We start from the raw sequence: 22,329 nt of genomic DNA, 5'->3' as shown, positions 1-22,329 counted from the left end.
CAGCAGCCCCCGCTTCCTACCTCAAAATTATGGATGGAAATACTCATAGTAATATATGAAAAGCACTATTCATTTAATCTCATAAATATTGACATATATTGAAAATAAAAAAACTGTATATATAGAAGTATTATTTAAATATCTCAATGTTTATTTGATTTTTTTGGATAAATACAGTAAACTTATAAAGTAATCAGCACCTCACCCCCCAAAGGACTGAAACATGACCAAAGTAAATAAAGCCCCCACACCGCAGACCACACAGGCCACTCCGGCGAAAGCGACGGAGGCGGACGCCGCAGAGACAATCATCGCGACAGCAGAGACGGAAACCGGCACAGTCACGGAGCAACCAGCCGACGCGTTTATGATCCCTCTTGATAGGCTGGACCCGGCCACCAGCAATGTCCGCAAAGGCCCTCTCACAGGCATTGATGTATTGGCAAAAAGCCTGTTTGCCACAGGACAACAGCAAAGCCTGAAAGTTCGTGCCTTTGATAACGGACGCTTTGAGGTGATTGCGGGCAGCCGCCGCTTGGCCGCCTTCAAGCTGCTTATAAAGCAGAAAAAAATTCTGCCCACTCATCCGGTGGCATGCATCGTGGACAATGTACCGCCCATGGTGCCCGAGGCGGTCCAGCAGCTTACCGAAAACACCATGCGTCAGGCCATGAACCCGGTTGACGAATATGAAGCTTATGCAGAGCTTTTGGAGGCCGGAGCGAGCGTGGGCGACCTCGCCAAACAATTTTCAGCCACGGCACGTCATATCAAACAGCGCATTCGTCTTGGCTCGCTGGCAGAACCCATCCGCGAAGCTTTACGCGAGGATGAAATCACACTGGACATTGCCAAAGCTTTCGGCGGTGAGCCCGACACAGAGCGTCAATTGCAGGTATGGCAAGCCCTGAAAAATCGGGGACACTTCACGGCTTACACAGTCAGTGAAGCCATTCGCGAAAACAGCTATGCGGAAGACCACCGGCTGGCAGTCTTTGTGGGGCTTGACGCCTACAGGGCCAAAGGGGGCCGGATCGTGGAAGACCTTTTCCAGAAGGGTAGTCGCCTTGTGGACGGCGCACTACTGGAAAACCTTGCACAGGCAAAGCTGCAAGCCGAAGCTGATAAGATCGGAACTGGCGAAGGCTTCAAGTGGGCAGAAACGTCGCTGAAATCCCATATCCCCACCTATGGAAGCACCAAGATCACCCGGACCACGCGGCCCATGACCGAGCCGGAAAAGGCCGAAGAAACCCGTATCCTCTCCAAAATCGACATCTTGACGGAAAAAGCGGAAGCGGAAGCGGATCAAAAAACCGAAAACGACATTCGCGCACTGAATGACCGGTTAAGCGTCATGCACAATGCACGGACCGACTTCAATCCCGCCGAAAAAGCCGTGGCCGGGGTCAAAGTTTATCTGGACTCCAATGGTGATGTTCAGACGGTGCGGGGTCTGGTGCGTGACGAAGACGTGCCCGCCTTGAAGGTCCTGCGTAATACGGGCCAGCCATCGCCCGCCAAGAAAGCCAAGACCTCCGGTCCCAAATACTATAGCGGAAAGCTACAAGGCGATCTGACCGCAGAACGAACCGCCGCCTTACGATACGGTGTCTTAAGAAACTATGCGGAAGCGCCTGATCTCATGCTCTACAGCTTGGCCCGGAATTTCAATCACCGGTCAACAAGTAATGAGCCTATTTCAATGCCTATAGGCTTTATCGACAACCGAACATCTGCCGAATACAAAATCCAAGCGGAGGAAAAGATCACCGAGTTCATGGCCGAATTGGACCGGTCGTTCCTCGATAAACCGTTTTGGGACGGATACGCGGTTTTCCGCGCTTTATCCAATGCCAAAAAAGACAAGTGGGCTGCCGCCATTCTGTCCCGGCAAGTCACAAGAGCCAGTGCCTGGACACAAGGCAAGCATGATGATCATGATATCTTGGGCTCTAGGTTCAAGGTCGTTATACGGACGACTTTCAAACCCGATGGTGCTTTCCTCAATCGCCTGACCAAAGACCAGCTTTTGGACATTGCCGACAAAATCGGCGGTAAGCAGTTCCGGCTTGACCTCGGCAGTCTCAAAAAAGCTGAGTTGGTCACCGCGCTGGCAGGGGTTTTTGACGGCTCCGCACAAGTCTATGGCAAGGACGTGATCAAAAAAGCCCGGACATGGACGCCCGACCATATGGATTTTCCCACCTCCAAGCCCGCGCAAAAGGCCCCGGTACGCAAACCGGCACCCCGGACCGCCAAGGGCGGACGCAGGCCCGCATCGGCCAAGACCGCGCCAGTGAAAAAAGCAGCCTAATCAGTCCCGACAGGGGAAGCGATGCACCGCTTCCCCCACCTCTCCATGGCCGAAAGGATATCGACCCATGGCCGACGCTCCTACCCACCGCCCTGCCCTGACAGGCTATACGGCTCTTGTTCGCGACGCGGACGGCGACCACGAACAGCTTTACGTTTTCGCGGCCAATCCGGGCCAAGTCTGGCAAGACCTTCTCATTACCCTGCCCGGAATTGAGATCGTGCGTATGGCCCCGAGCACCAACGCACGGCTGCGCACTACCCGACACAAACCCTTATGGGATGCGTGACCGCCTATCACCAATCTCACAAGAGGTACCACCATGAGATACAGACACCCGGACAAAACCATTCACCCGCAAGGGATCGGAAAGCTACCCGCCATCCCTGCTGGCGACCTTAAAGTGGGAGATATACTGTCTTGGAATAATGCCCCGGACGCATGCACCATAACCCGAATTGTCCGAGAGACTGAAAAATCGATCTGGATAATCGAACGTGAGAGAAAGACCGGAAAAGACTATAAGCGCCGTCTGCCCAAAAAGCGGCTGGTCGCGGCGAGAAGGTCCAGTCAATAATAAGCTCACCCCCAAGTTCAGGAAACGCCCATGGATACCGCACCATCAGACGATTTCAGATCGTATCGGGAAGCCGTCGAAAGTCTTGTCCGCCTTGCGCGCGGCGATACCCATGGCGCCCGTGCGGCAGCGCAAGTGCTGCTCGGCGTCTATAATGGCGTCGAATGGCATATGAATCTGACCGATCTATGCCTTTTGGATAGCAAACATCTGGATGCGGCCCTTACAGTCCTGCGATGCCGTGTCCAACTATCCCACGAGCCCCATAATGTCATTGATAATGGGGACGCGGTTTTCGCCAAGCTTTGGGATCAGTGGGAAGCTCTGTCCGTACCCCAAAGGTACAAGGCATGGTATGACCGCTAGAGACCGTCCAGTTCTCTTCGATAGATGGTCCAATCCGCTCGCTGGTAATCTCCTTCAAGAATCCGTTTGACGAGGCGCCTGTATCGCCACCAATGCATAAGCTTGGGGGCTTTGGCGGATTGGACATGATTGCAACGAACATGGGCTGCTGTCTGGTTGTACAGGTTGCTGCCATGGCCCCCGCTATCTCTGGGGATAAAGTGGTGGATACTTAAATCCCTGACGGCAACAGGCTTGCCGCATAGGATGCACTTCCCATCTTGAAGGATCAGAAGCCGGATGGCACGTCGCATGCTTTTTGACGGTTTGGTCTTTGGAGAATCGTGGTGCATCGAACATATATCGACATATGCTGTGTTTGGAACAAGCACCAAAACCGGATCGAGGGTCCAGAGGGAGTTGCTTACATCGATGAGATGCCTTGAACGGTGCACAGCAGGCTACCGATCACAACCATTAGAATGGCAATACTACCAATTCCAACCACTCTAGGCCGTAAACTGGCTTATCCTACTGGATCAAGTGCCCGAGGGACAGGACATTCACATCGTAAGTGAGGATGGTGATTTCTTCTCTAAAACGGACGACAAACGGCCCCTGCCCTTTCTCGCTGCCGAATGGAATGAGGAGAAACGCTCAACGCTCCATGTCTACAAAACCCTTTCGGCAATCATTACCCAACATTTCAATGGAGAGATATTATCATATGACAAAAACAAGGACGAATTAATCGACGAGCTGAACCACTCACGAAGTTTTGCCAAACGGCATCATCGATCTCGACAATGTCAATGAACAGACTGGGTCTTATCAATTCATCGGTACCGAGGCCTTGGACAATGCTGGCATTAGCGTGGCCTCGGCCGGCGATGTCGATGGTGACGGCCGCAATGATCTGATCATCGGAGCAGCCGGCGCCGATGGCGGCGGCACACGTTCCGGCGAAGTATATTTGATGGCGTCCTCTTTACTGGAGATAGCGGACGCGGCAGACGGTACCACTGACGGTGTCATTGATCTCGACAATGCGGCCATCGCCCCTGGTTCGAACTTTGCCGAGATACTGACCGGTGCCACCACTGTCACCGGCGCGGACGGCGTGCGCGAGCGTTTCCTCCTGGACCGGACTCATACCGGAAATTTCACCATCAATAACTTCAACCCCGGCGAAGACATCATTGATGCCCGCGATATCAATGTGCCGGCAAGTGCGGTCCTTTTCGCTAATGCATCCAACGGGAATACAGGCTTCGCAGAGTTCCCCAACAACGGAACCAATCAGTTCATTTTCTTCGATGCCACAGCCTCTGTCGATACAGACGATTTCCTCTTCGCCTGAGACCTGGGGAACACGTGGCAGTGCATGGCCAAGTGAAGAGAGCCCCTGCCCCAACGGTCAAGGTATTTTACACCGTCATGCTTACAACATGAACCCAGATATAGAGAGAATATGATGACCCAAGCCACCCAAAACAGCCCACAGCCTTTCTTTACATACTACCGCTTCAATGGGGCAGAACCCGTAGATAAAGCGGGCGTTAGCGTGGCGTCCGCCGGCGATATCGACGGCGACGGACGCGCCGACCTGATCATCGGCGCAGATTTGGCAAACAGAGGCGGTATGGACTCCGGCGAGGCTTATCTCGTCACAGCTATGGCGCTGGCAGCAGACGCAGCGGACGGGACCACCGACAGCATCATTGATCTCGACAATGCCAACGAACAGACCAGGTCCTACCAGTTCATCGGTACGGAAGCCGGAGACCGGGCAGGCATCAGCGTGGCGTCCGCCGGCGATGTCGACGGCGACGGCCGCGATGACCTGCTCATCGGCGCGAACGGAGCGAGTGCCGATGCCGGCGAGGCGACACTGTTGCTAGCGGCGGATCTGGCCTTTACCGATGCCGCGGACGGTGCAGAAGACGGCGTCATCGATCTCGGCACGCCCGCTTTCATCTCGGTGTTGACCGGCGCCCCGATCGTCACCGGCGTGGACGGCGTACGCGAACGTTTCTTTCTGGACCGGGCCCATGCCGGAAGTTTCACCATCAACAACTTCAACCCCGGCGAGGACATCATCGATGCACGCAATATCGACATTTCGGCAAGCGATGTCTCTTTCACAAATTTCCCCAGCGGAATCAAGGACTTCGCCGAGTTCATCAACAATGGTGTCCGGCAGTTCATCTTCTTCGATGCCACGGCATCTGTCGATACGGGCGATTTTCTCTTCTCCTGAGACGCAGAGCTTGTAGCGGAAAGAGTAAGGCGGCGAGACAGGGATCATTGCGGAAAGGAAAAACCCACTCCCTGCCGCCGCTCGCCCGGGTGCGATACCAAACAAAACGTCCGGCCGGACGTCTCGGCGCCCCACACCGGGGACAGGAACCGTCTGTCCACCGGTTGGCTAAACGTGATCGTCCGCATACCGCGTTGGCGATGCCCCACAACACCGGCGAAAATTTTTGAACGGAGGATCTGGTAATGCAAAGGACCAGACAATGAGGAAAACTGGGCCATGAAAAAACAGGCACTGATCGTGATCGACTTGCAGAATGATTATTACCCGTCGGGGAAATGGCCTCTTCACAATATCGGAACCGTCACCTTTAACGCCGTCACACTCCTGTGGGCGGCACGGGAGGCCGGCGACCCGGTCATCCATGTGTACCACGAGTTCGCGACGGAGAACCCGCCCTTCTTCGCGCCGGATACGCATGGCGCGCAAATCCATCCAAGCGGCGCGCCGCAGGACGGCGAATGGGCGGTATTGAAGACGGAAGTGAACGCCTTCCACAAAACGGAACTGAAAGCGCTTCTGGACACGGACGATATCACGGATGTGACGATCATCGGCGCGATGAGCCATATGTGCATCGACTCCGCTGCCCGGTCCGCGTCTGATTACGGGTTCAACGTCACGGTGGTCGCGGACGCCTGCGCGTCCCGCGATCTGGTGTTTCAGGACATGACAATACCGGCACAGGAGGTACACAATGCCTATATGTCGGCCCTCGAGTTCGCATTCGCGAAGGTGACCACGACCGAGCGCTATCTGAAAGCACGAATGTTTCCGTGTCTCAATGGAGGGAGTCTGTAAATGACGGCGACCTTGTATCATGCACCGCTGGCCTGTTCGCTGGCCGTCCGCATGGCGGCGGCGGAGGGACATGTCCCGCTGGACATCGCCTATCTCAACCTGCGCACCAAGACGCTTGAGACCGGCGGGTCGCTGTATGACATCAACCCGCTCGGCCAGGTCTCGGTGCTGAGGCTGGAGGATGGCGGGATCCTCACCGAAACATCGACGGCCCTGTTGTGGATACAGTCACGGTCTCCGGTGGCATGGTTCCGGCGCGATCCATTCGATCCGGCGTTTTTCCAGCTGGCGCGCTGGATCGCCTTCTGCGCGACCGAACTGCACAAACAGATTTTCCGCATCGTCTTTTATCCGGAGGCAAGCGACACGATGAAAGACCGCATCAGGGATCTGGCGCCCCTGCGTTTCTAGGTCCTGAACGATCATCTTGCGGATCGTCCCTATCTGCTTGGGGACAGTTTCTCCGCCGCCGATGCGTATCTTACGTGGTTTTTCGTGTTGTCCGACAATGCCCGACTTGACCCGTCGTCATACGGACATCTGAACGACTACCGGCAGCGTGTCCTGAACCGCCCTCTCATCCGTCAATTGATTGAGAGCGACCGGGCGAAAGACCGGGACATGGACCAGCGCATCATCCCCGATTGACATCTGGTCAGAGGCACTGCCATCCCATTTTCGGCCCGGACGTTGCTGCAATGGTGTTGGTATGCATGGCCCTACTCCAACGGTCAGGCTGTTTTACGTCCATATAGCCTGACCGCAAACCGGGAACGTTTAGGCAGATATGGCAGCGCCGACACGAGACTTTTTCCGTGCTGCTTTATTTTTAATGCATCATTTTTGAGACATAAATAGATCATAATCGACTTTATGCGTCAAGATAGACGCATAAACCCCTCTTTCAATTTTCAAGATAATGTGTCATAAGTGGATCATTAACATCAAAAATAGGAGCCTTTGCGCCAAAAATGATGCATAACATCAACTTCTCTGCCGCCTCGACAGAAGCCATCATCCAAGCGTTGTGCAAGCGCCTTGAGGAGATACGGCTGAGCCGCAACATCAGCCAAACAGACCTTGCCGAAGAAGCGGGCATCTCCCGCAGCACGATGACGCGCCTCGCGGACGGTCAAAAGGTCTCACTGGATTCATTTGTGCGCGTTATGAGGGCCTTGCAGCTCACGGATCATCTCGCGGCTCTGCTTCCAGACCCGGGCGTTCGTCCTGTGGAGCGCCTCCGGTTTGAAGGCGCAGAACGTCGAAGAGCGAGCAGGAAAAGACACGAAAACTCACAATGGTCATGGGGCGATGAAGAGGCATGACCGATACGGCACGCGTCATTCTTTGGGGTCGTGATATCGGCGCCGTCACATGGCTGCCGGACCGCGCCATCGGCGTGTTTCAATACACGCCCGAATTCGCGCGATCCGGCATCGAAGTGGCGCCGCTCATGATGCCGCTGAACGATGCCCCTTATGAATTTCCGTCTTTGTCCAGGGAAACATTCAAAGGTCTGCCCGGCATGCTGGCCGATAGTTTGCCGGACAAATTCGGCAATGCGCTGATTGATGCCTGGCTGTCCCGCGAAAACCGACCGCCCGACAGCTTCACCCCTTTGGAACGGCTTTGCTATACCGGCACACGGGGCATGGGCGCACTTGAATTTAAACCAGCCTTGCAAGAGACGCCACAGGCCGCACGCAAGGTCGAGATTGACGCTCTCGTGGCCCTTGCCAACCGGGTGCTTGACGACCGCATAACCCTTGAAGGCAAATTGACCGGAGGCGACGACCATAAGGTGATAGAGGATATTCTGCGTGTCGGCACGTCGGCCGGCGGAGCACGTGCGAAAGCGGTTTTGGCGTGGAACCGGGCAACAGGAGAGTTCCGTTCCGGACAGGCGCCGGCCGCAGACGGGTTCAGTCATTGGATTATGAAATTCGACGGCGTTGCCGGCAATCGGGACAGGGAGGTCGCCGACCCTCAAGGCTTTGGACGCATCGAATATGCATACCACCGCATGGCGCGGGCAGCGGGCATCGACATGCAGGACTGCCGCCTGCATGAGGAAGGCGGGCGGGCGCATTTCATGACAAAGCGGTTTGACCGCACGGACGATGGCGAGAAACGGCATATGCAATCGCTCGGGGCCATGATGCATTATGATTTCAACGACGCTGGCGCTTATGCCTATGAGCAGGTCCTGCAAACAATCCGGCGTCTCTCATTGCCCATGAGCGATTTGGAGCAGCAGGTGCGCCGGACTTATTTTAATATTCTGGCGCGCAACCAGGATGATCATGTGAAAAACATCGCGTTTCTCATGGACCGAAAAGGCGCATGGCGTTTGTCGCCTGCCTTTGACGTCGCCTATTCCTACAATCCGTCAGGCGCATGGACAAGCCGACATCAGATGAGTCTGGCCGGCAAACGCGATGGTTTCAGCATCGACGACCTTATTGAGTTTGCCGGCCTGGGGGACATCAAGACAGCAAGAGCCAAGACCCTGCTCGCTGACGTATCCGCGGCAATCAGGGACTGGCGGTCTTTCGCGGATGAAGCCGGCATCCCCAAATCCGATATCGGCAGAATAGAACGCACCCACCGCAAGGAACTGTTCCTGTAGAACAGCCCCTTCCTGAAACCGTCTTACATTTTCCTCCGCGAAAATGACCCACGCCCGTCAGAACATCGAGGACTGGCATTGGCCCAGTGCAACGGGCCCCGCTCTGTCGTCGGACGCTCCTTGAAGGCCTGAGGCAGACCGTTAAAAGCGCAAAGCCGATCAAGTCAGTGCAACCTTCAGCCTTTCAACAGTTGTTCGCCACGAGGGCGTTACGGGTCTGCAGACGGTATTCTGATTGCCGAACATACCCAGTTCATGGATGGCTTGAGTGGCGGGAACGGTATGCTCCCATTCGACCGGTACGAAATATTCCGATCTCTCGGGGTCATGCTCGAATTCTCGGTGATATTCAGCCTGTAACACCTCCAACGCAGGCTTCTCAGCGATGCGAAAGTCCTTCGCTGCAACCCGGCTCCCCGCCACGCGTCCAACTCCAACGAAGCCTTTGCCTGGAATCTTGACCCAAATACGGTCTCCCTTATTCAACATTCGGAGTGAATTGCTGTACCAGGTGCCCCCTCCGCCGGAAACGAAGCCATAGCGTATCGCGTCATCCCATTTACGGTGCTGATTGGCGCCGAAACTGACGTAATATTCTCCATTCCAAGGCTCTTTTTCACCACGCCGCCCCGTATTGGCTGCTTGTGCCTGAACGTCACCGGGGTCGATGAGCCAAGCACGGCTTAGCAATTGGGTGTCATTGTGTTCAAACACCTGAAAGAACAGGACATTGATCGCCAAGCCACGCTCGTTCAGATAATTCACGATCCTCTCGCTACTGGGATCAAGCTCAGCTGCGACTATTACAATTTGATGTGTCTCATTGATTGTGTCTTCATCAAGAGACTGACCGAATTGCCTGCGGAAACCTTCGGAAAGACTCTGCCCTGGGCAATAGCGCGCATAGACTTCAGCAACATCCTCAGCAGCCAACCCCTCGACCCAGGCTGCATAATCCAGCGCCTGTGCCACAACCTCGCGCGGGGTGCGATCTCGCTTCAATTCCACGAGAACGAGCGATCCGTCCGGAGCTATAGCGAGAAGGTCAACCCGTCCGCCGAACCCTGTGTCGATTTGTCTACCGATCAGCATCCATTCCGATGAAAGTATGCGCGGCTGCGCGATAATCATTTCTTCGAGCAACTGCTCTGAAGGCAACACTCCCTGAGGCACCTCCAAAGGATTGTCTGAAACCGTCCAGACAGCGTGACTGACAGGCATATCCATACTCCCGCATAGTTCAAACCTTACGCACTCATCAAGATCAGCGCCCTCACCCCAATCAACAGGTGCTTTAAGAGTAAAATTCCCGCCCTTCAGGCCTTGCCCTGACCGGCAGCGAGGACGGGAATTTTACTCTTAAAGCCGCAGCGGCATCGACCAGAACCTTCCTTATAAGTTCCCCTTTTACGCCGACTGCTGACACATGCCCCTTGGACGATGGCGCCGCCCGCCATCTGTCGCCGGCATCCAGTCGAAGACCCTGACGGCCGACATGATCGGCGGCAGTTGCGGATGAGAACGCGGAGGGTGAGGTGCTGGCGGTATGCAAAGGGACGGCGCGACGGCGCGTCGTCCATGGGCTCCGCACGCAGGACCGCGTCCAGACCGGCATGTCCCAACCCCTCTCCTCCTCCAGCCCGTGCCGGTCCTGTCTGCGCCATTTTACCGTAAAGCAACACGGTTTCGCCGTCATCATGGCTGCGTTCATTCCTGGAAACCGTCAGAATCCTATGCCCCAGACATTCCCTGCCACCTCATACCTTTTGAGCCATGCCCTGATGCTCGGCAATTGAAAGAAAGGTTGCTTAAATGAGCAATCCGAGCGATTCAAAAACGCGATATGTCCAATATTGGAAACGCGTAATATACACGTGACTGAACGACTCCGTTTGCAACCAAGGCGTTCGGAAACTAGGTTAAGCACAAAGGCCGTACTGTCCGGCTGTGATCTGTTGAATAGTGGTTTGTGGATCCGTCCCTCATATGTTAGTAATCCAAAAGTTTATTTATATCCCGCCTTGATTGCTAAGATATGATGTGCGTGAAAATTGGGTGATACAACCTCATTCCTATCATGTGGGAGGAGAGCATGATGGAAAAACAGCAGATCACCGACAATTCTTGCGGCGCGGCATCATTGCTGACCGCCGCGATTGAGCTTGGCGTCACTCATATCCAACTGCCAAATTATTTGACGGAAACTGGTATCAACCGTACCCCCATTCCGCTTCATCCTCTTATCATGTCTTCGCTCAAATACCCTAGGACAGCCGCAACAAATAAGGATAATCAGCAGCAAGCAAGCTTGGCAGACCCCGGGCCTATTGATCAAAAAGACGGTAAGCTTCGCCTTTATAATATTTTGGATGCTTTTGAGTATCTTTTATATAATGTGACAGCCCTTGCACGAGGTGCACCCAACGATAGAACAAGCCTAGCAACGGAATGGGCGATACAAAAGGCGCGGACTGCGAGTGAAGATATCAAGAATATCGCCAATAATGATGTGTCGACTATTCCCTATATGAATTACAATTATCATGATCGGCAATATAGTATGCCGTCGAATATTGCGCGATGCGCACGAGGCATGCTGGATTTGAATGTTGAGGTACGAGTATATCGGACATATGCAAGAAGGCTCCTGCGGCTTCTTTACTTAAGGGAGATCGAAACTCTAGAGACAATGCATAGAAATAATGAGGTTGTCTTTACAGAATACGATGACCCCAGAAGCACGCATGATTTAGAAGACATGCAAAATCAAGATAACATTAAAAGGAGAGAGCTAAAAATACTTATGGGGCATCGATGCATTCATGATACCGGCAATTTCTTAAGTAATGTTATGCAATTTTTCAGGTTTGTCTCTAATCCTGAATACCGTGATGCATATAATGTTGGTGCGCTACACTACATAATGGTGCGTCCAGCGTTTCCAAGGGCAATGGATCCAAGTGACGGACGTAACCATTCTGGACTGGTGGACGCAAAAAATAAGGTCGGGATGAGGGGCACCGGCGTATCAATAATACTTTCAAAACGCTAGAGGCGCTCTCCCTATGATAGGTGTAATAAAGGAGTCGAGCCTGGGAGCCCATAGCTGTATGTGGATCAATATTTAGGCACAAGCCTCGTTTAGCCCGCTTGGCTATTGGATCGCCGATGGCAATTGCAAACAGCCTGCAATAATAATCGTATAGGGGGTATATTTTTCTGGTCCTACAGTTGTCAGAACATCGGATGCATTGCACTGTCTTACCTGTTCGCTAACCGATACCACACGATGCACTTTGAGATGAAAATTGCCGAAGACGGTTCTGCGCAGTCAGCATTTCAGTCAGACGAAAAGATCACTTCTTAGTAAAATCAATAGATTGTGTGAACGATCAATCTGGGGCGATCAGTCTGAATGTAACTATTGTCGCCGACAGCCACATGAAACATGTTTCTTGGCACGGTTTTTTTAATTAAGATCAAAAGTTGTATTTTTAATTTATTAGTGTATTCTGCTGCCTATATGGTGGAACCTTCACAGGATTGGTTTGACGCTATAGCCGAAGGCACTGTCAGGCATGCTTGTGCTGTGTGCTGGCTAGCGTCTCCAAGGACGGTTACCGACTATGGACCAGGGGCAGGAAACACACATTCGGATTGACACGGCTGAGATTCCGAAAGTGGGTGTCCTTCTTGGTGTCCTGATCGGTCTATTGACAAAATCAGATCGTTCCACGGGTGGTGACACCGACGTTTTGATCGATATGGACTGGTTCAAGGAACCGTTCAGCCGGATCCGTCAGCTTCCCACTCGTGCCGCCAATGTAGTCTCGGTCTTGGACATCTTGATGAAGCCAGCCCGCGGCGCTGGATTCGTCGTGCCGAAATGGCGTCTTTCCAAATCCAACGATCAACAGCGGTGCTATGCCATCAGTCTGGAAGAGGGGATTGAAAGCGGTTTGTGTGTCGTGACTTCAAGGCCAGCGGAAGACCAGATGGCCACGACGATTTCGATCGGCTTGATGGAGGTGTTTTCCGGCGATCAGATCGTTGGGTCTTTCAGATTTTCTCTTCCTCTGCTGGAGCTCCGTGAAAAGCAGATGCCGGAGTTGCTTCTTGATGCAGAGGGTGATGGTCTCGGTATTGATTGGTGCTTTGATCTGTATCCACTCAAACAACTTCTCCATCAGACACCTAATCTGATCTCGCTTAATGGGACTTTGGCGCTCAACGGACTGCAGTTTAAGAACACGCGGATACGGTACGTTGGGCGCCTGTTGGAGAAGCCGGACGGTAACGCGTTCGAAGAACGCGAACTACAGCCAGACGAGTTTGTTGACGCCATTAATGATATCGTTCGAATTGCAACGCAGTTTTTCACCAGTCCACCCATCTCCGGTTTGTCGTTCACGTTCGGCTCGCTTTTTGAGACAGCCAATATCTTCACGAAACAGGAGGCGCAGACCGACGGCACGGACGGGTCCATTCAACAGTATACCTTGACGGCGTTCGGCCGATCTTTGGTGGAATCCATGGCGGGCGGCGAAGAAAACCAAGAGCCGCCAACAATTGCTTCGTGGATCACATCAATAATCGAGGCGGGGTCCGTCCCGTTTTTGACCAAGCGGCCCAACGGTTTTGGGGTGCGTGCCACCATCCCATCGTTCGGCGTATCATTAGGTGATGAAGACACAGCAATCAACGTATCGGCCCAGTTGGGAGACTGGTTGCCAAGCGGTAAGGATAAGAATGCTTGGGAGGGGCGGGCAAACGTAGAACCTGGCTTGGAGATGGTTCTTCTTCAGTATTCCGAGCGGGATGGCCTGCGATTGAGTGACACGCCGTCGGTCCGTCTGTCAGCCATAGGGTTTGATGTCGAGGGAGGCAAGAAAAATCCGCTGATCAGTGGAAGTGTTTTTTCCTTGGACGGTGTTCGCGGACGTTTCTACTGGGACTCCTTGACAGGGGCGTTTGGCGTCGGCACGCAACTGAGGCGAATTGCCATTCCCTTAGGTGGCCGCAGCACTACGGGGGAAGGCCCCGCTGCGGAGATCCTCTCCAATACTCGAAAAGCTGCTGACGCTTCATCCGGGCCGATTGAGGACAACCGAGCGGAGTTCTCCATTGAAGTAATATACTTCTGGAGCAGAAGCGCCCATTCTCAAAAAAACCAAAAGAACAGATCTATTTTTGATATAACATTGTTTGATGAATATGGCAGGCCAACAGATGTGATCTGGCTGCCTCTTCAGAAAGATTTAGGGCCACTCACGATTGAGAAGCTCGGGGTTGGACTCAAGCAGGAGAAACGGTCGTGGGAGTTGGCGATCCTACTGTCCGGCCGTTTTTCAGTTGGCTCTCTCACTCTCGAACTCCTGGACGCATCGTTGCGTTTGCCACTGAAACGTCCATCGGAAATGGTGCCGGCGCTCAAAGGGATGCATCTTTCCTTCGAACAAGGCGAGATTTCGGTAAAGGGCGGTTTTCTCCGCGTCTCGGAGTCCGAGTACGTCGGAGAATTAAGGGTGGAGCTACCGGGCTGTACCATCAGTGTGCTTGGTATCTACGGCCAGTTCGAGACCAGTGAGGGCGGGCCGGAGACCTCTCTGGTCATCTATGGGAGTTTGTCGCTGGGGGGTGGCGCCGGTCTTAAGCTGGGCGCAATCACCATCACCGGACTGGCCTTGGGTTTTGGGCTAAACCGGCGAGTTGACGTTCCCGATATCGGTGGCATTGCCTTGTTTCCATTGGTTCGTTCCGTGATGGGCGACGGCGGGCAAAACCGTCGCGGCGAAACCGACTCCACGCCGAACGCAATAATAACGGAACTAAGCCGGATCATGCCTCATGCGTCCAAGCAGGTGTTCGCTTGCCTTGGATTGCGTTTTACCATAGCCGAAACGATTGACTGCTTTGCTCTCGCCGTAGTTCAATTCGGTAAATCTTTCGAACTCTCTGTTGTTGGATTGGCCCGCTTTGAAAGGTCTGTCGGCACGACTGGGTTCTGCCGCATCGAGTTGGCGTTAAAGCTCGCAGTCAAACCGGACGACGGCGTGTTCATGATGCAGGCTCAGCTGACGCCGAGGTCCTGGGTTTTGGATGAGCGCTGCCGCTTAACCGGAGGATTTGCGCTTTGTGTCTGGTTTGGTGGCCCTAACCAGGGCGATTTTATCCTATCTCTTGGGGGCTTCCATCCAAAGCTCAATCCACCGGCGCATTATCCCGTGGTGCCAAGGGTCGGCATCAGTTGGGTTGTAAGTGACGAGCTCTTTATAAGGGGTGAGCTCTATTTCGCGTTGACACCATCGCATCTGATGGCCGGTGGGCGGTTGGAGGCTGTGTTTAGGAGTGGGCAGATCACCGCGACATTCGTGGCCCATGTCGATTTCCTGATGCAGTGGGCTCCGCTTCAGTATGAGCTGAGCGTCGGCATTTCCATACGCGTTAGAGCAAAGCTGCTCATTACCTTGGACGTTTCCGTTGCAGTGGCATTAACACTGCGCGGTCCGCCCTTCTCGGGAAAAGCTGCAATACAGATCTCAGTAATTACTTTTGAGATTGAATTCGGCAATCAGCAGCGCTTGGAGAGAATTGAAGGGTGGAGTCAATTTGGAAAGCTGTTTTTAGACAAATCCTCGGATCAATGGACAACACGCCCAAATCCAGATCAAGCCGTTGACGGACCAACCCTGTTGCGCACAACGCTCGCGCGTGGTCTGCTCGTGTATCCGCGCGCCAAGGAACGTGATGAAAACGCTCCATGGATGGTTCGCGGAGATGAGGCCGTCTTCACCGTCGGCAGCGTCATCCCGGCAACAGAACTCTATATCGCAGACGCAACCTTCGCAGCAGTCCGGTTCAACCCAGAGGAACGGCACGGCCGTCACCTGACGATACACACCCCGCTTTCACCGAAGGACCAAACACCGCTTCAACGGACTGATACCACACTCGGTATAGCGCCCCTTGGTGTATCAAGCGTGACCTCCCGCCTTTTCGTCATGATCGTGCGATATGATCCGGCAGGACGCGCGAATAAGATAGGCGTCGATCTGTCGTCATGGGAAGTCGATCCCGATATTGTTCGCGTGCCCGGCGCCTTGTGGGACAGAGACAGGCCGTCCAACACCCCTGCCGCCAAGATGGTTGGGCCATTCATAGGCGGTTTGGCGCGTTTGGCTCCGTGTGATGGGCACCTGCATGGTGATCCGGTCTTTGTCGTTCCGTCACTGAGAGCTTCACGGGTGAAATGCGGAGAACGTCAGAGACTTAAGGACCCGTTGACCTTTGCCGCAGCGCGTGAGACCGGCGCAAAAGTGGACGCCGATCAACAGCGGCGGCGATCAATAATCGATGGCTTGGCCAGCCTGGGTTACGCGGTGACCGTTACGGCCGATACTGGGCCCGAGGCGACCCGTCCTTTCCGGGAGCCGCCTTTGATGGTTGAAGCTGATACGCGAATTGCCGCATGACCAGTGATGCTGACAACACACTATCCAAAGCAGCCGAGGCGGTAACCTTGCATAAGGCCTATGAGCCGGCGCTGGCCGGAGGTCATTATCGCCTTGCCCTGCAGCAATCCGTTCAGTTCATTCATAAAGGGTCGCCAGAGGCATATCATTATTATCATGATCAGCCTTTTATTGTGCAGGGACCACGCTTTTTCCTTGCAGAGGAGGACGTACACGCCAGTTTTCCACCGAACGGAGCGGTTGGTGAATTTGAGTCCATTCTGCCGTACGTTGTTTTTCGTAAACGGTCTTTACCGTGGGACCGCTCTATCTGGTTTGAAAATGTGCCGCGACCCTGTCCTTGGTTGGCTTTGCTCATTCTGTCTCGCCAGGAGTATGAAGAAGCCGGTGGCGATCAATCTCTGTCAGAGATAAAACTGCAAGAACTTATCCAGGCTGATCAAAATGGGGCTCATGCTGCATCACCGGAACTAGCCATCACGTCGGATGAGAACGCGGACGATGACGCTCTTATTCGAGTGTTTGAGATGCCTGCCGACATGTTTATGGCGGTGGCGCCGCGGCCGACGGAGATACCTTTGCTGGCCCATGTCCGCATGGTCGGCCATGACCGCAAAGCAGATCTGGGCATGCATGCCGAAGGGGCGTTTTCCATCATAACATCCAACAGAACGCCATCCCCCGGATCAAATATCGGGCTTTTGGTATCATTGGAAGGATGGGAATCCCTTTTACAGCGTAAGCGCACCATAGAGGTTGGCCGCATTCAAATTGTTGTTCTCCACCTTTGGCACTTCGAGAATGATCGGCGCAGGGACTTCAGTTTCAGCAGGTTGGCTGCTGATCTGAATGTTGGCACGTTCGGAGCTGGAATGCCGGGTACCGAGACGCCGACAGAGGGCGGTGAGACGGGACCGCCGTTGGACGAATGGAGTAAGGCGATGATCCGTGCGGGGTTTGTCCCGATGGACTATGCCCGGCAGGACAGTTCCCCCACCGTCGCATGGTATCGCGGGCCATTGACGCCAGGCGGGACATCTGTGTTGCCTCATGATTGTTTCAACTCATCCGATGCCGCGCTCATGATTGAATCTGAAACAGGGATGGCGATCCTGTCTTATGCTGCGGCTTGGGAGATGGGTCGGCTGTTGGCTTTGTCCGCGCCATCTTATGTGGATGCCGTTCGCCGCTTCATTCAAGAAGGGGCTGGTCGGGCTGATGGGGTGGATCCGGCTGCCACGGCTCAACGCCTGGAACGGTTTTGGCAAACATATCGCGATGCGCTTCGGGCGGCGGGCGAACAGCCTGAACAGAAGGCGGCCTATGATCCTTTGTTGCTTGCAAAGATTGAGGATGGCTCTGGGTTCTGGCGTATCGACGCTGTGATTGGAATAACGCGGTGGCTGGCAGAACTCCTGCTTTTGGATCGCGTGCCCTTTCATTATCTCGTGATTATTGAAAACCTACTTCCAAAAGAATCCATCCGGTTTTTTGAAATAGACAACAACTGGTTGGTTGCTCTGGGTTCCGGAGCCTTATCATTAAGCGGCGCCGGCGCGGATCCATCAGCCGATTCTCTACAGACAAATCTGTCGAGAGTGGTCGAGCGATACTTGGATTGGCGGGATGCCAGGACGTCAACAAGCATCCCAAAATCAACTTTTCTTGAAGAAATCAAGACAGGCTTTGTTCTTCGCTCGGCATTGGTTTCAGGGTGGCCCGGCCTGGAGATTGAGATAACAACGACAGACAATAAAGTTAAAAAGCCGCTGAAAATTGAGAGAATTGGCGAGGGGGTTCTATTTTGTATTGTTCTTGGTGACATACAGTCTGTGTCTTTACTTCAACCCCCAGAAGGTATTGTGCAGTGGGCACCTGAACAAATGAAATATCGCACTGACCAAGTGCGTCATGGCGTTTTGGATATTGAAGCTTATGCCGGACAGCACGGCGACCAGGGACGGTTTGATTCTTCAAGCCTTGCGTCAAAGATGATGGCAAGCGGCGCTAGCCAGACAATTCGCTGGACACGGGATGACGGACTGTGATCGCCGTGCATAGGTATATATTGGTTCCAATCCATGTGGAAGCCCTTGTTATTGATGGCGTACCGGGGCCGCGAGGCATTCTTGATCAGGCAAACCCATCGGATGAGAGGGGCGGCAACCTGAAATGGTCGCCTCTGAGAAGCGATTATAGCAATGTAACCGGCAGATTGTCTTCGGCAGGACCTCCCATCTTTTTGGGGGATGATCCGCATCAGTCGCTGACATCGCGACAGGCCAGCACGTTTTTGTGGCCGGCTGTATCCAATCGGCCTGTCGGCACGGACCGGGGTGTCTTCGTCCGGTGGACCGTTCCTTCCGGTCTCCGGCAGGCAGAACGCCCCAACACGCTTGATTTCCCACCACTTCCTGATCAGTGGCTTCTGGTTCGTTTTGCACGGACATCCGATACCGGTGCAACAGCTGCATCATCGTGGTTTCTAGACGGGGGCGTTGTTGGCGATGACCCCAACTCGGCAAGTTTGCTTTTGTCGGATAGCCATGAGGGTGCATGGCGATCAAGGCGGGTTGGTAAAGTGGTCCCCCTTGCCGACCATTCGCCCGATGGGTTCGCTGGTGCCGACCGTACGGTCATCAATGCCTTGGGGAATGAGACAACGGGGTCGGCCACGTTTGCGGCCTCGCTTGCCGAGAACCGCAATATCCTGTCTTGGCACGACCCGCTGGACGGCTTCAGGCAAAATGGACGGATTCCCAGTAACTTGACGTTAAGTTATCTGGTGGTGGGGTGGTATCGAGATCGTCACAACGATCCGCTTCATCACTTTTGCGCAGGACAGCCTTGGACATTGGACGCATTTTTGCAACGGCTGTCCTGGTCGATGGAGCGGTCGGATGCACAATCCGCCGCTGTGAACCAAGAGCAGTCATGTATTTTCCATGGGCTGGTGGCTCATGTGAATTATTGGAATTTTGAGGTCTTTGGCGGAACCATGCTGGGGTATCCGGGTGCTTCGTTTGTGCATGCCGGAACCAGTCAAGGACGCCCCCCGTTGAGTGTCGGCATTGGCCCAACGCCTGAAGAGGCGCTGACAGCACTCCTTGCGGGTGAAGATGGCGTGGACCATCACCAGACGGGTACCCCGTCAACTCTATGGGAGAAATTTGAGGATCACTTGCTGCGCCCGGCACAAACTCCGGCCGGCCATGCTGCTGATGCCGCAGTGCTTGGTTCAACTGCTCACGGCTTGGGGTTTATCGCGTCCGGGGCGGGGGCAAAATGGACAGTGGTCCGCAAAAATGAGCCGGACCACAATGATGGCCAGAGCGAGCATGACGGATTGCCCACGCCAGAACAACGGTCAAAACTTGAAGAACTGAATCAAGCTCAAAATGACCTTGATCATAATCTGCGGGAAGTTTGTTCGCTTCATCAGCTTTTGTATGATCAGTGGTGGTTTTATCTCTGGAATTCTCTTCGGTTTGGCATCGCTGAGACATTCAAGGCGCGCTGCATCGTGCTGGCCAAAGACGTCAAACGTCGAGAAGCCGAGGTCACTGCCTTAGTCGACCGAATTCGCAAGCGCCGCTTAGATTTGGCTGAAGCGTTGGGGTCTGATTGGAGGCTGGAAGCCGAGGCGTCGCCTCCGTTTTGGGGAGCATCTGATCCCGTTGTCATGATCCAAAACATGGGACCTTCGCACAATCACAGCTTCCCTGACCCGCTTTACTGCCGGTTTGAAGATCAGATTGTCAAGCAGGCAGAAGTTGACGGAAATCAGGTCAGACTGGCAGATGATGCCGCCGAGGATGTGATGCGGCTTGTTGACGGATTGTTTCCGCACGCAGGTGTCCTAAACGCATTGATCCGTGAAGGCGCTCTGGTTGAACAGGCTGTGGCGGCCTTGGTGGTCCGTGACAGGCCGCAAAGAAGCCGTGATGGCAATGCTTGGCGCGATCGGTGGGACCGATGGAAGAATAATCTCGCCGAGATCTTTTCACCCAATCCACCAACGCAGCGGAGGCTTGAACTCAAAACCGGCCAGTTGCACACTATCAAGCCGAACCAATTGGCCTCGCTCTGGGGAGAGCAACCCTGGTCTCCACGACACCTGGATTGGCAAGTTAGTTGGTGCCCAGATGACTTGTCGGATGGAGACCTGGAACAAGCCTGGCAGCTCAGTCCCGGTCCGAATGGCCGTTGGGGTTTCGACTACCGCCCCAAGCCTCATCAAACCGTGCCCCAAGACCACCCGGTTTCACTGCGGGGACGTAGCCTCTTGGTTTCAATGGCTGGCGGTTCCATAAAGGCGGCCCTGGAGGAACTGAGAGAGAAGGATGTGAGCCAAGCAGAACGTGTGTCTGATTTGCTGGGCCAGGGGTTGGTGGGCCAAGCTCTCACGGGTTTCAACCAAAGACTGGCAGGCCGGAACACTCTGGCGCCACGCATTCTGCCGCGGCCGTCCGCCCCTTGGACGGATGATGCGGATGTGGAACGGCTGATTGCAACGGCTTTGGAGACTGCGGAAACGTTGGCTCAGACTGCCTGCAAGGCCATTGGGGTGGCCGACCACATGGCAGTGCCAGATCTGGCACCTCCCGACACGGATCACACGGCGGAACGGCGTCACGCTGAGCCCCGGCGGTCCGGTTGGTTCAGTGTCGATCATCTGTGGGTGATCGATGATTTCGGACAGTGGGTTGACGTCCTGAATGATCTGTCATCCGGAATTTGGGTCCATCCGCGATGTCGGCATCCTATTCCAGGGCGCGGGATCAACAGCCAGCAGCCGGCGATATCGATGCCGCCCAGAGTTTTACAGCCAGCACGTTTGAGGGCTGAGTTCGCGTCAACCGATGGGCGTGCTCAAGATCCTGTTCTCTGTTGGCTACAGTACAACCAAATGGACTCCACGCTTGGACTTTGTGAGCCGGGTGGGCGGCTGATGGGTGCACTGAGGCTGGATCGGGAGAACAATGACCGTTCGAACGCCCTATGGCTTCCCATCGGTGGTGAGGACGATGACGTTGTTCGTTCTCCATTTGACGACCCTGTTTTGGCAGCCATTCTCACCCCCTTGCTGGAGACCGGCGTGAGCCGACCGCGGTTGAGGGATTTGATGACCCTGATACAGCGGTCCTTGAGGAACATAGACGTAGCGGACCAAACCGGTTTCTCCGTATTCACGGGAAGACCGCTCGCACTTGTTTGCTTGGCGGCCAAGCTGGAACTGTTTGGTCGGGCATGGAGTGGTGTGGATCCAAATTCCGTTCCGCCATCCGGTAGCGGAAGCACAATCGTCGATCAACAAGTCTTCAGATTGTGGCTTGGCGATCCTGGAAACCGAAGTGACGGTGTGGTCGGGTTCTATGAGACGCAGCGCCTGGATCGATTGGTGCCTATTGAACGCGAAAAGTCAGAACCTAGCCAATATCCAAGTGACTACTTCGTCCAGGGCGGCGCCGGTGGGCATTCCACTAAGATCGGATTCATGGAGCAAACCCCACTGGTTGTGTTGATGGATCCGTTCGCATCAGTGCGCCTGACAACAGGCATTCTCCCCGCCCAGTCCGAGCGGCTGCCGCCCGACGAGGTTCAGCGCCAGGCTTCCCGGTTGGATCAGTCTATCACCATTGGGCCAATCTTAGGGCAGCCGGACTACTGGCCGGTCCCTGTTGCGACCGGAGAGCGGGGTGAGTGGGTGTTTGAACGTGAAGGTCATCCGCCTTTGCCCGTGGCGGCGTTCTCACCTTCGCCTAAGTTTACAGGGGCCCTGCCCTTGGCCACGGAGGGGCGCCTTATCCTGAAGCATGGAAACGGGCGGTAAATAGGCGGGCGAGTCACCCTAGAAGTGGAGGTTGA

At 54.4% G+C, this 22,329-nt stretch carries 16 protein-coding genes; 14 read left to right on the top strand and 2 right to left on the bottom strand.

Going from position 1 to position 22,329, the window contains the following annotated elements:
* Positions 1 to 223: 223 nt before the first annotated feature.
* The 3 genes from BXY39_RS12615 to BXY39_RS12605 all read left to right on the top strand — a co-directional run bounded on the left by BXY39_RS12615 (position 224) and on the right by BXY39_RS12605 (position 3,260).
* Positions 224 to 2,317, top strand: a complete 2,094-nt coding sequence (locus BXY39_RS12615) for a ParB/RepB/Spo0J family partition protein (RefSeq protein WP_121939237.1) — start codon at positions 224 to 226, stop codon at positions 2,315 to 2,317.
* Positions 2,318 to 2,384: 67 nt separating this feature from the next.
* On the top strand, positions 2,385 to 2,606 hold the full coding sequence (locus BXY39_RS12610; protein WP_121939236.1) for a hypothetical protein: 222 nt from the start codon (positions 2,385 to 2,387) through the stop codon (positions 2,604 to 2,606).
* Between the two features lie 318 nt (positions 2,607 to 2,924).
* Positions 2,925 to 3,260 (top strand): DUF7673 family protein, encoded by a 336-nt coding sequence (locus tag BXY39_RS12605; protein WP_121939235.1) that lies wholly within the window; start codon positions 2,925 to 2,927, stop codon positions 3,258 to 3,260.
* On the opposite strand, the gene BXY39_RS20120 is transcribed toward BXY39_RS12605, so the two are convergent.
* Positions 3,257 to 3,553, bottom strand: coding sequence for an HNH endonuclease (locus BXY39_RS20120; protein WP_170163825.1), 297 nt, complete (start codon positions 3,551 to 3,553; stop codon positions 3,257 to 3,259). The two genes, BXY39_RS12605 and BXY39_RS20120, sit on opposite strands and share 4 nt — an antisense overlap.
* Positions 3,554 to 4,017: 464 nt before the next feature.
* Here BXY39_RS20120 and BXY39_RS12595 point away from each other — a divergent pair, with 464 nt between their 5' ends.
* The 7 genes from BXY39_RS12595 to BXY39_RS12565 all read left to right on the top strand — a co-directional run bounded on the left by BXY39_RS12595 (position 4,018) and on the right by BXY39_RS12565 (position 8,989).
* Positions 4,018 to 4,599, top strand: coding sequence for an FG-GAP repeat protein (locus tag BXY39_RS12595; protein ID WP_121939233.1), 582 nt, complete (start codon positions 4,018 to 4,020; stop codon positions 4,597 to 4,599).
* 204 nt (positions 4,600 to 4,803) lie between these two features.
* A complete protein-coding gene (locus BXY39_RS12590; protein WP_170163824.1) occupies positions 4,804 to 5,499 on the top strand; it encodes an FG-GAP repeat protein in 696 nt (231 codons plus the stop codon).
* A gap of 279 nt (positions 5,500 to 5,778) precedes the next feature.
* On the top strand, positions 5,779 to 6,360 hold the full coding sequence (locus BXY39_RS12585) for a cysteine hydrolase family protein (protein ID WP_121939231.1): 582 nt from the start codon (positions 5,779 to 5,781) through the stop codon (positions 6,358 to 6,360).
* Positions 6,361 to 6,771 (top strand): glutathione S-transferase, encoded by a 411-nt coding sequence (locus tag BXY39_RS12580; protein WP_121939230.1) that lies wholly within the window; start codon positions 6,361 to 6,363, stop codon positions 6,769 to 6,771.
* A 3-nt stretch (positions 6,772 to 6,774) separates the two neighbouring features.
* Positions 6,775 to 7,008 (top strand): glutathione S-transferase C-terminal domain-containing protein, encoded by a 234-nt coding sequence (locus BXY39_RS12575; RefSeq protein WP_121939229.1) that lies wholly within the window; start codon positions 6,775 to 6,777, stop codon positions 7,006 to 7,008.
* 323 nt (positions 7,009 to 7,331) lie between these two features.
* Positions 7,332 to 7,685 carry a helix-turn-helix domain-containing protein gene (locus BXY39_RS12570; RefSeq protein WP_121939228.1) on the top strand — a complete coding sequence of 118 codons (354 nt, stop codon included), beginning with the start codon at positions 7,332 to 7,334 and terminating at the stop codon, positions 7,683 to 7,685.
* Entirely contained in the window at positions 7,682 to 8,989 is a 1,308-nt protein-coding gene (locus tag BXY39_RS12565; protein ID WP_121939227.1) for a type II toxin-antitoxin system HipA family toxin, read from the top strand. The genes BXY39_RS12570 and BXY39_RS12565 overlap by 4 nt, the downstream gene beginning before the upstream one ends.
* 159 nt (positions 8,990 to 9,148) lie before the next feature.
* On the opposite strand, the gene BXY39_RS12560 is transcribed toward BXY39_RS12565, so the two are convergent.
* Complete coding sequence (locus BXY39_RS12560) at positions 9,149 to 10,210, bottom strand: PDDEXK family nuclease (protein WP_121939320.1); 1,062 nt, start codon at positions 10,208 to 10,210, stop codon at positions 9,149 to 9,151.
* 871 nt (positions 10,211 to 11,081) lie between these two features.
* Between BXY39_RS12560 and BXY39_RS12555 the strand changes: the two genes are divergently transcribed.
* From BXY39_RS12555 to BXY39_RS12535, 4 genes are all read left to right on the top strand, one after another.
* Positions 11,082 to 12,041 carry a T3SS effector IpaJ family cysteine protease gene (locus BXY39_RS12555; protein ID WP_147453570.1) on the top strand — a complete coding sequence of 320 codons (960 nt, stop codon included), beginning with the start codon at positions 11,082 to 11,084 and terminating at the stop codon, positions 12,039 to 12,041.
* Between the two features lie 574 nt (positions 12,042 to 12,615).
* Positions 12,616 to 16,461, top strand: a complete 3,846-nt coding sequence (locus BXY39_RS12550) for a DUF6603 domain-containing protein (protein WP_121939225.1) — start codon at positions 12,616 to 12,618, stop codon at positions 16,459 to 16,461.
* Positions 16,458 to 18,509, top strand: coding sequence for a hypothetical protein (locus tag BXY39_RS12540; protein ID WP_147453569.1), 2,052 nt, complete (start codon positions 16,458 to 16,460; stop codon positions 18,507 to 18,509). The genes BXY39_RS12550 and BXY39_RS12540 overlap by 4 nt, the downstream gene beginning before the upstream one ends.
* The gene (locus BXY39_RS12535) at positions 18,506 to 22,294 is read left to right on the top strand and encodes a hypothetical protein (protein ID WP_147453568.1); all 3,789 of its coding nucleotides are present in this window, start codon (positions 18,506 to 18,508) and stop codon (positions 22,292 to 22,294) included. The genes BXY39_RS12540 and BXY39_RS12535 overlap by 4 nt, the downstream gene beginning before the upstream one ends.
* Positions 22,295 to 22,329 lie beyond the last annotated feature (35 nt).

The sequence above is a fragment of the Eilatimonas milleporae genome (assembly GCF_003688555.1).
Taxonomy (GTDB): Bacteria; Pseudomonadota; Alphaproteobacteria; order Sphingomonadales; family Kordiimonadaceae; genus Eilatimonas; species Eilatimonas milleporae.
This window is presented reverse-complemented; position numbering and strand designations above follow the sequence as displayed.

What these genes read in the sequence shown, in the direction of transcription:
- BXY39_RS12565 (WP_121939227.1), top strand. Translation starts at nt 7,682, where the DNA reads ATGACCGATACGGCACGCGTCATTCTTTGGGGTCGTGATATCGGCGCC.
- BXY39_RS20120 (WP_170163825.1), bottom strand. Translation starts at nt 3,553, where the DNA reads ATGCGACGTGCCATCCGGCTTCTGATCCTTCAAGATGGGAAGTGCATC.
- BXY39_RS12615 (WP_121939237.1), top strand. Translation starts at nt 224, where the DNA reads ATGACCAAAGTAAATAAAGCCCCCACACCGCAGACCACACAGGCCACT.
- BXY39_RS12560 (WP_121939320.1), bottom strand. Translation starts at nt 10,210, where the DNA reads ATGCCTGTCAGTCACGCTGTCTGGACGGTTTCAGACAATCCTTTGGAG.
- BXY39_RS12555 (WP_147453570.1), top strand. Translation starts at nt 11,082, where the DNA reads ATGATGGAAAAACAGCAGATCACCGACAATTCTTGCGGCGCGGCATCA.
- BXY39_RS12585 (WP_121939231.1), top strand. Translation starts at nt 5,779, where the DNA reads ATGAAAAAACAGGCACTGATCGTGATCGACTTGCAGAATGATTATTAC.
- BXY39_RS12540 (WP_147453569.1), top strand. Translation starts at nt 16,458, where the DNA reads ATGACCAGTGATGCTGACAACACACTATCCAAAGCAGCCGAGGCGGTA.
- BXY39_RS12580 (WP_121939230.1), top strand. Translation starts at nt 6,361, where the DNA reads ATGACGGCGACCTTGTATCATGCACCGCTGGCCTGTTCGCTGGCCGTC.
- BXY39_RS12605 (WP_121939235.1), top strand. Translation starts at nt 2,925, where the DNA reads ATGGATACCGCACCATCAGACGATTTCAGATCGTATCGGGAAGCCGTC.
- BXY39_RS12550 (WP_121939225.1), top strand. Translation starts at nt 12,616, where the DNA reads ATGGACCAGGGGCAGGAAACACACATTCGGATTGACACGGCTGAGATT.
- BXY39_RS12570 (WP_121939228.1), top strand. Translation starts at nt 7,332, where the DNA reads ATGATGCATAACATCAACTTCTCTGCCGCCTCGACAGAAGCCATCATC.
- BXY39_RS12610 (WP_121939236.1), top strand. Translation starts at nt 2,385, where the DNA reads ATGGCCGACGCTCCTACCCACCGCCCTGCCCTGACAGGCTATACGGCT.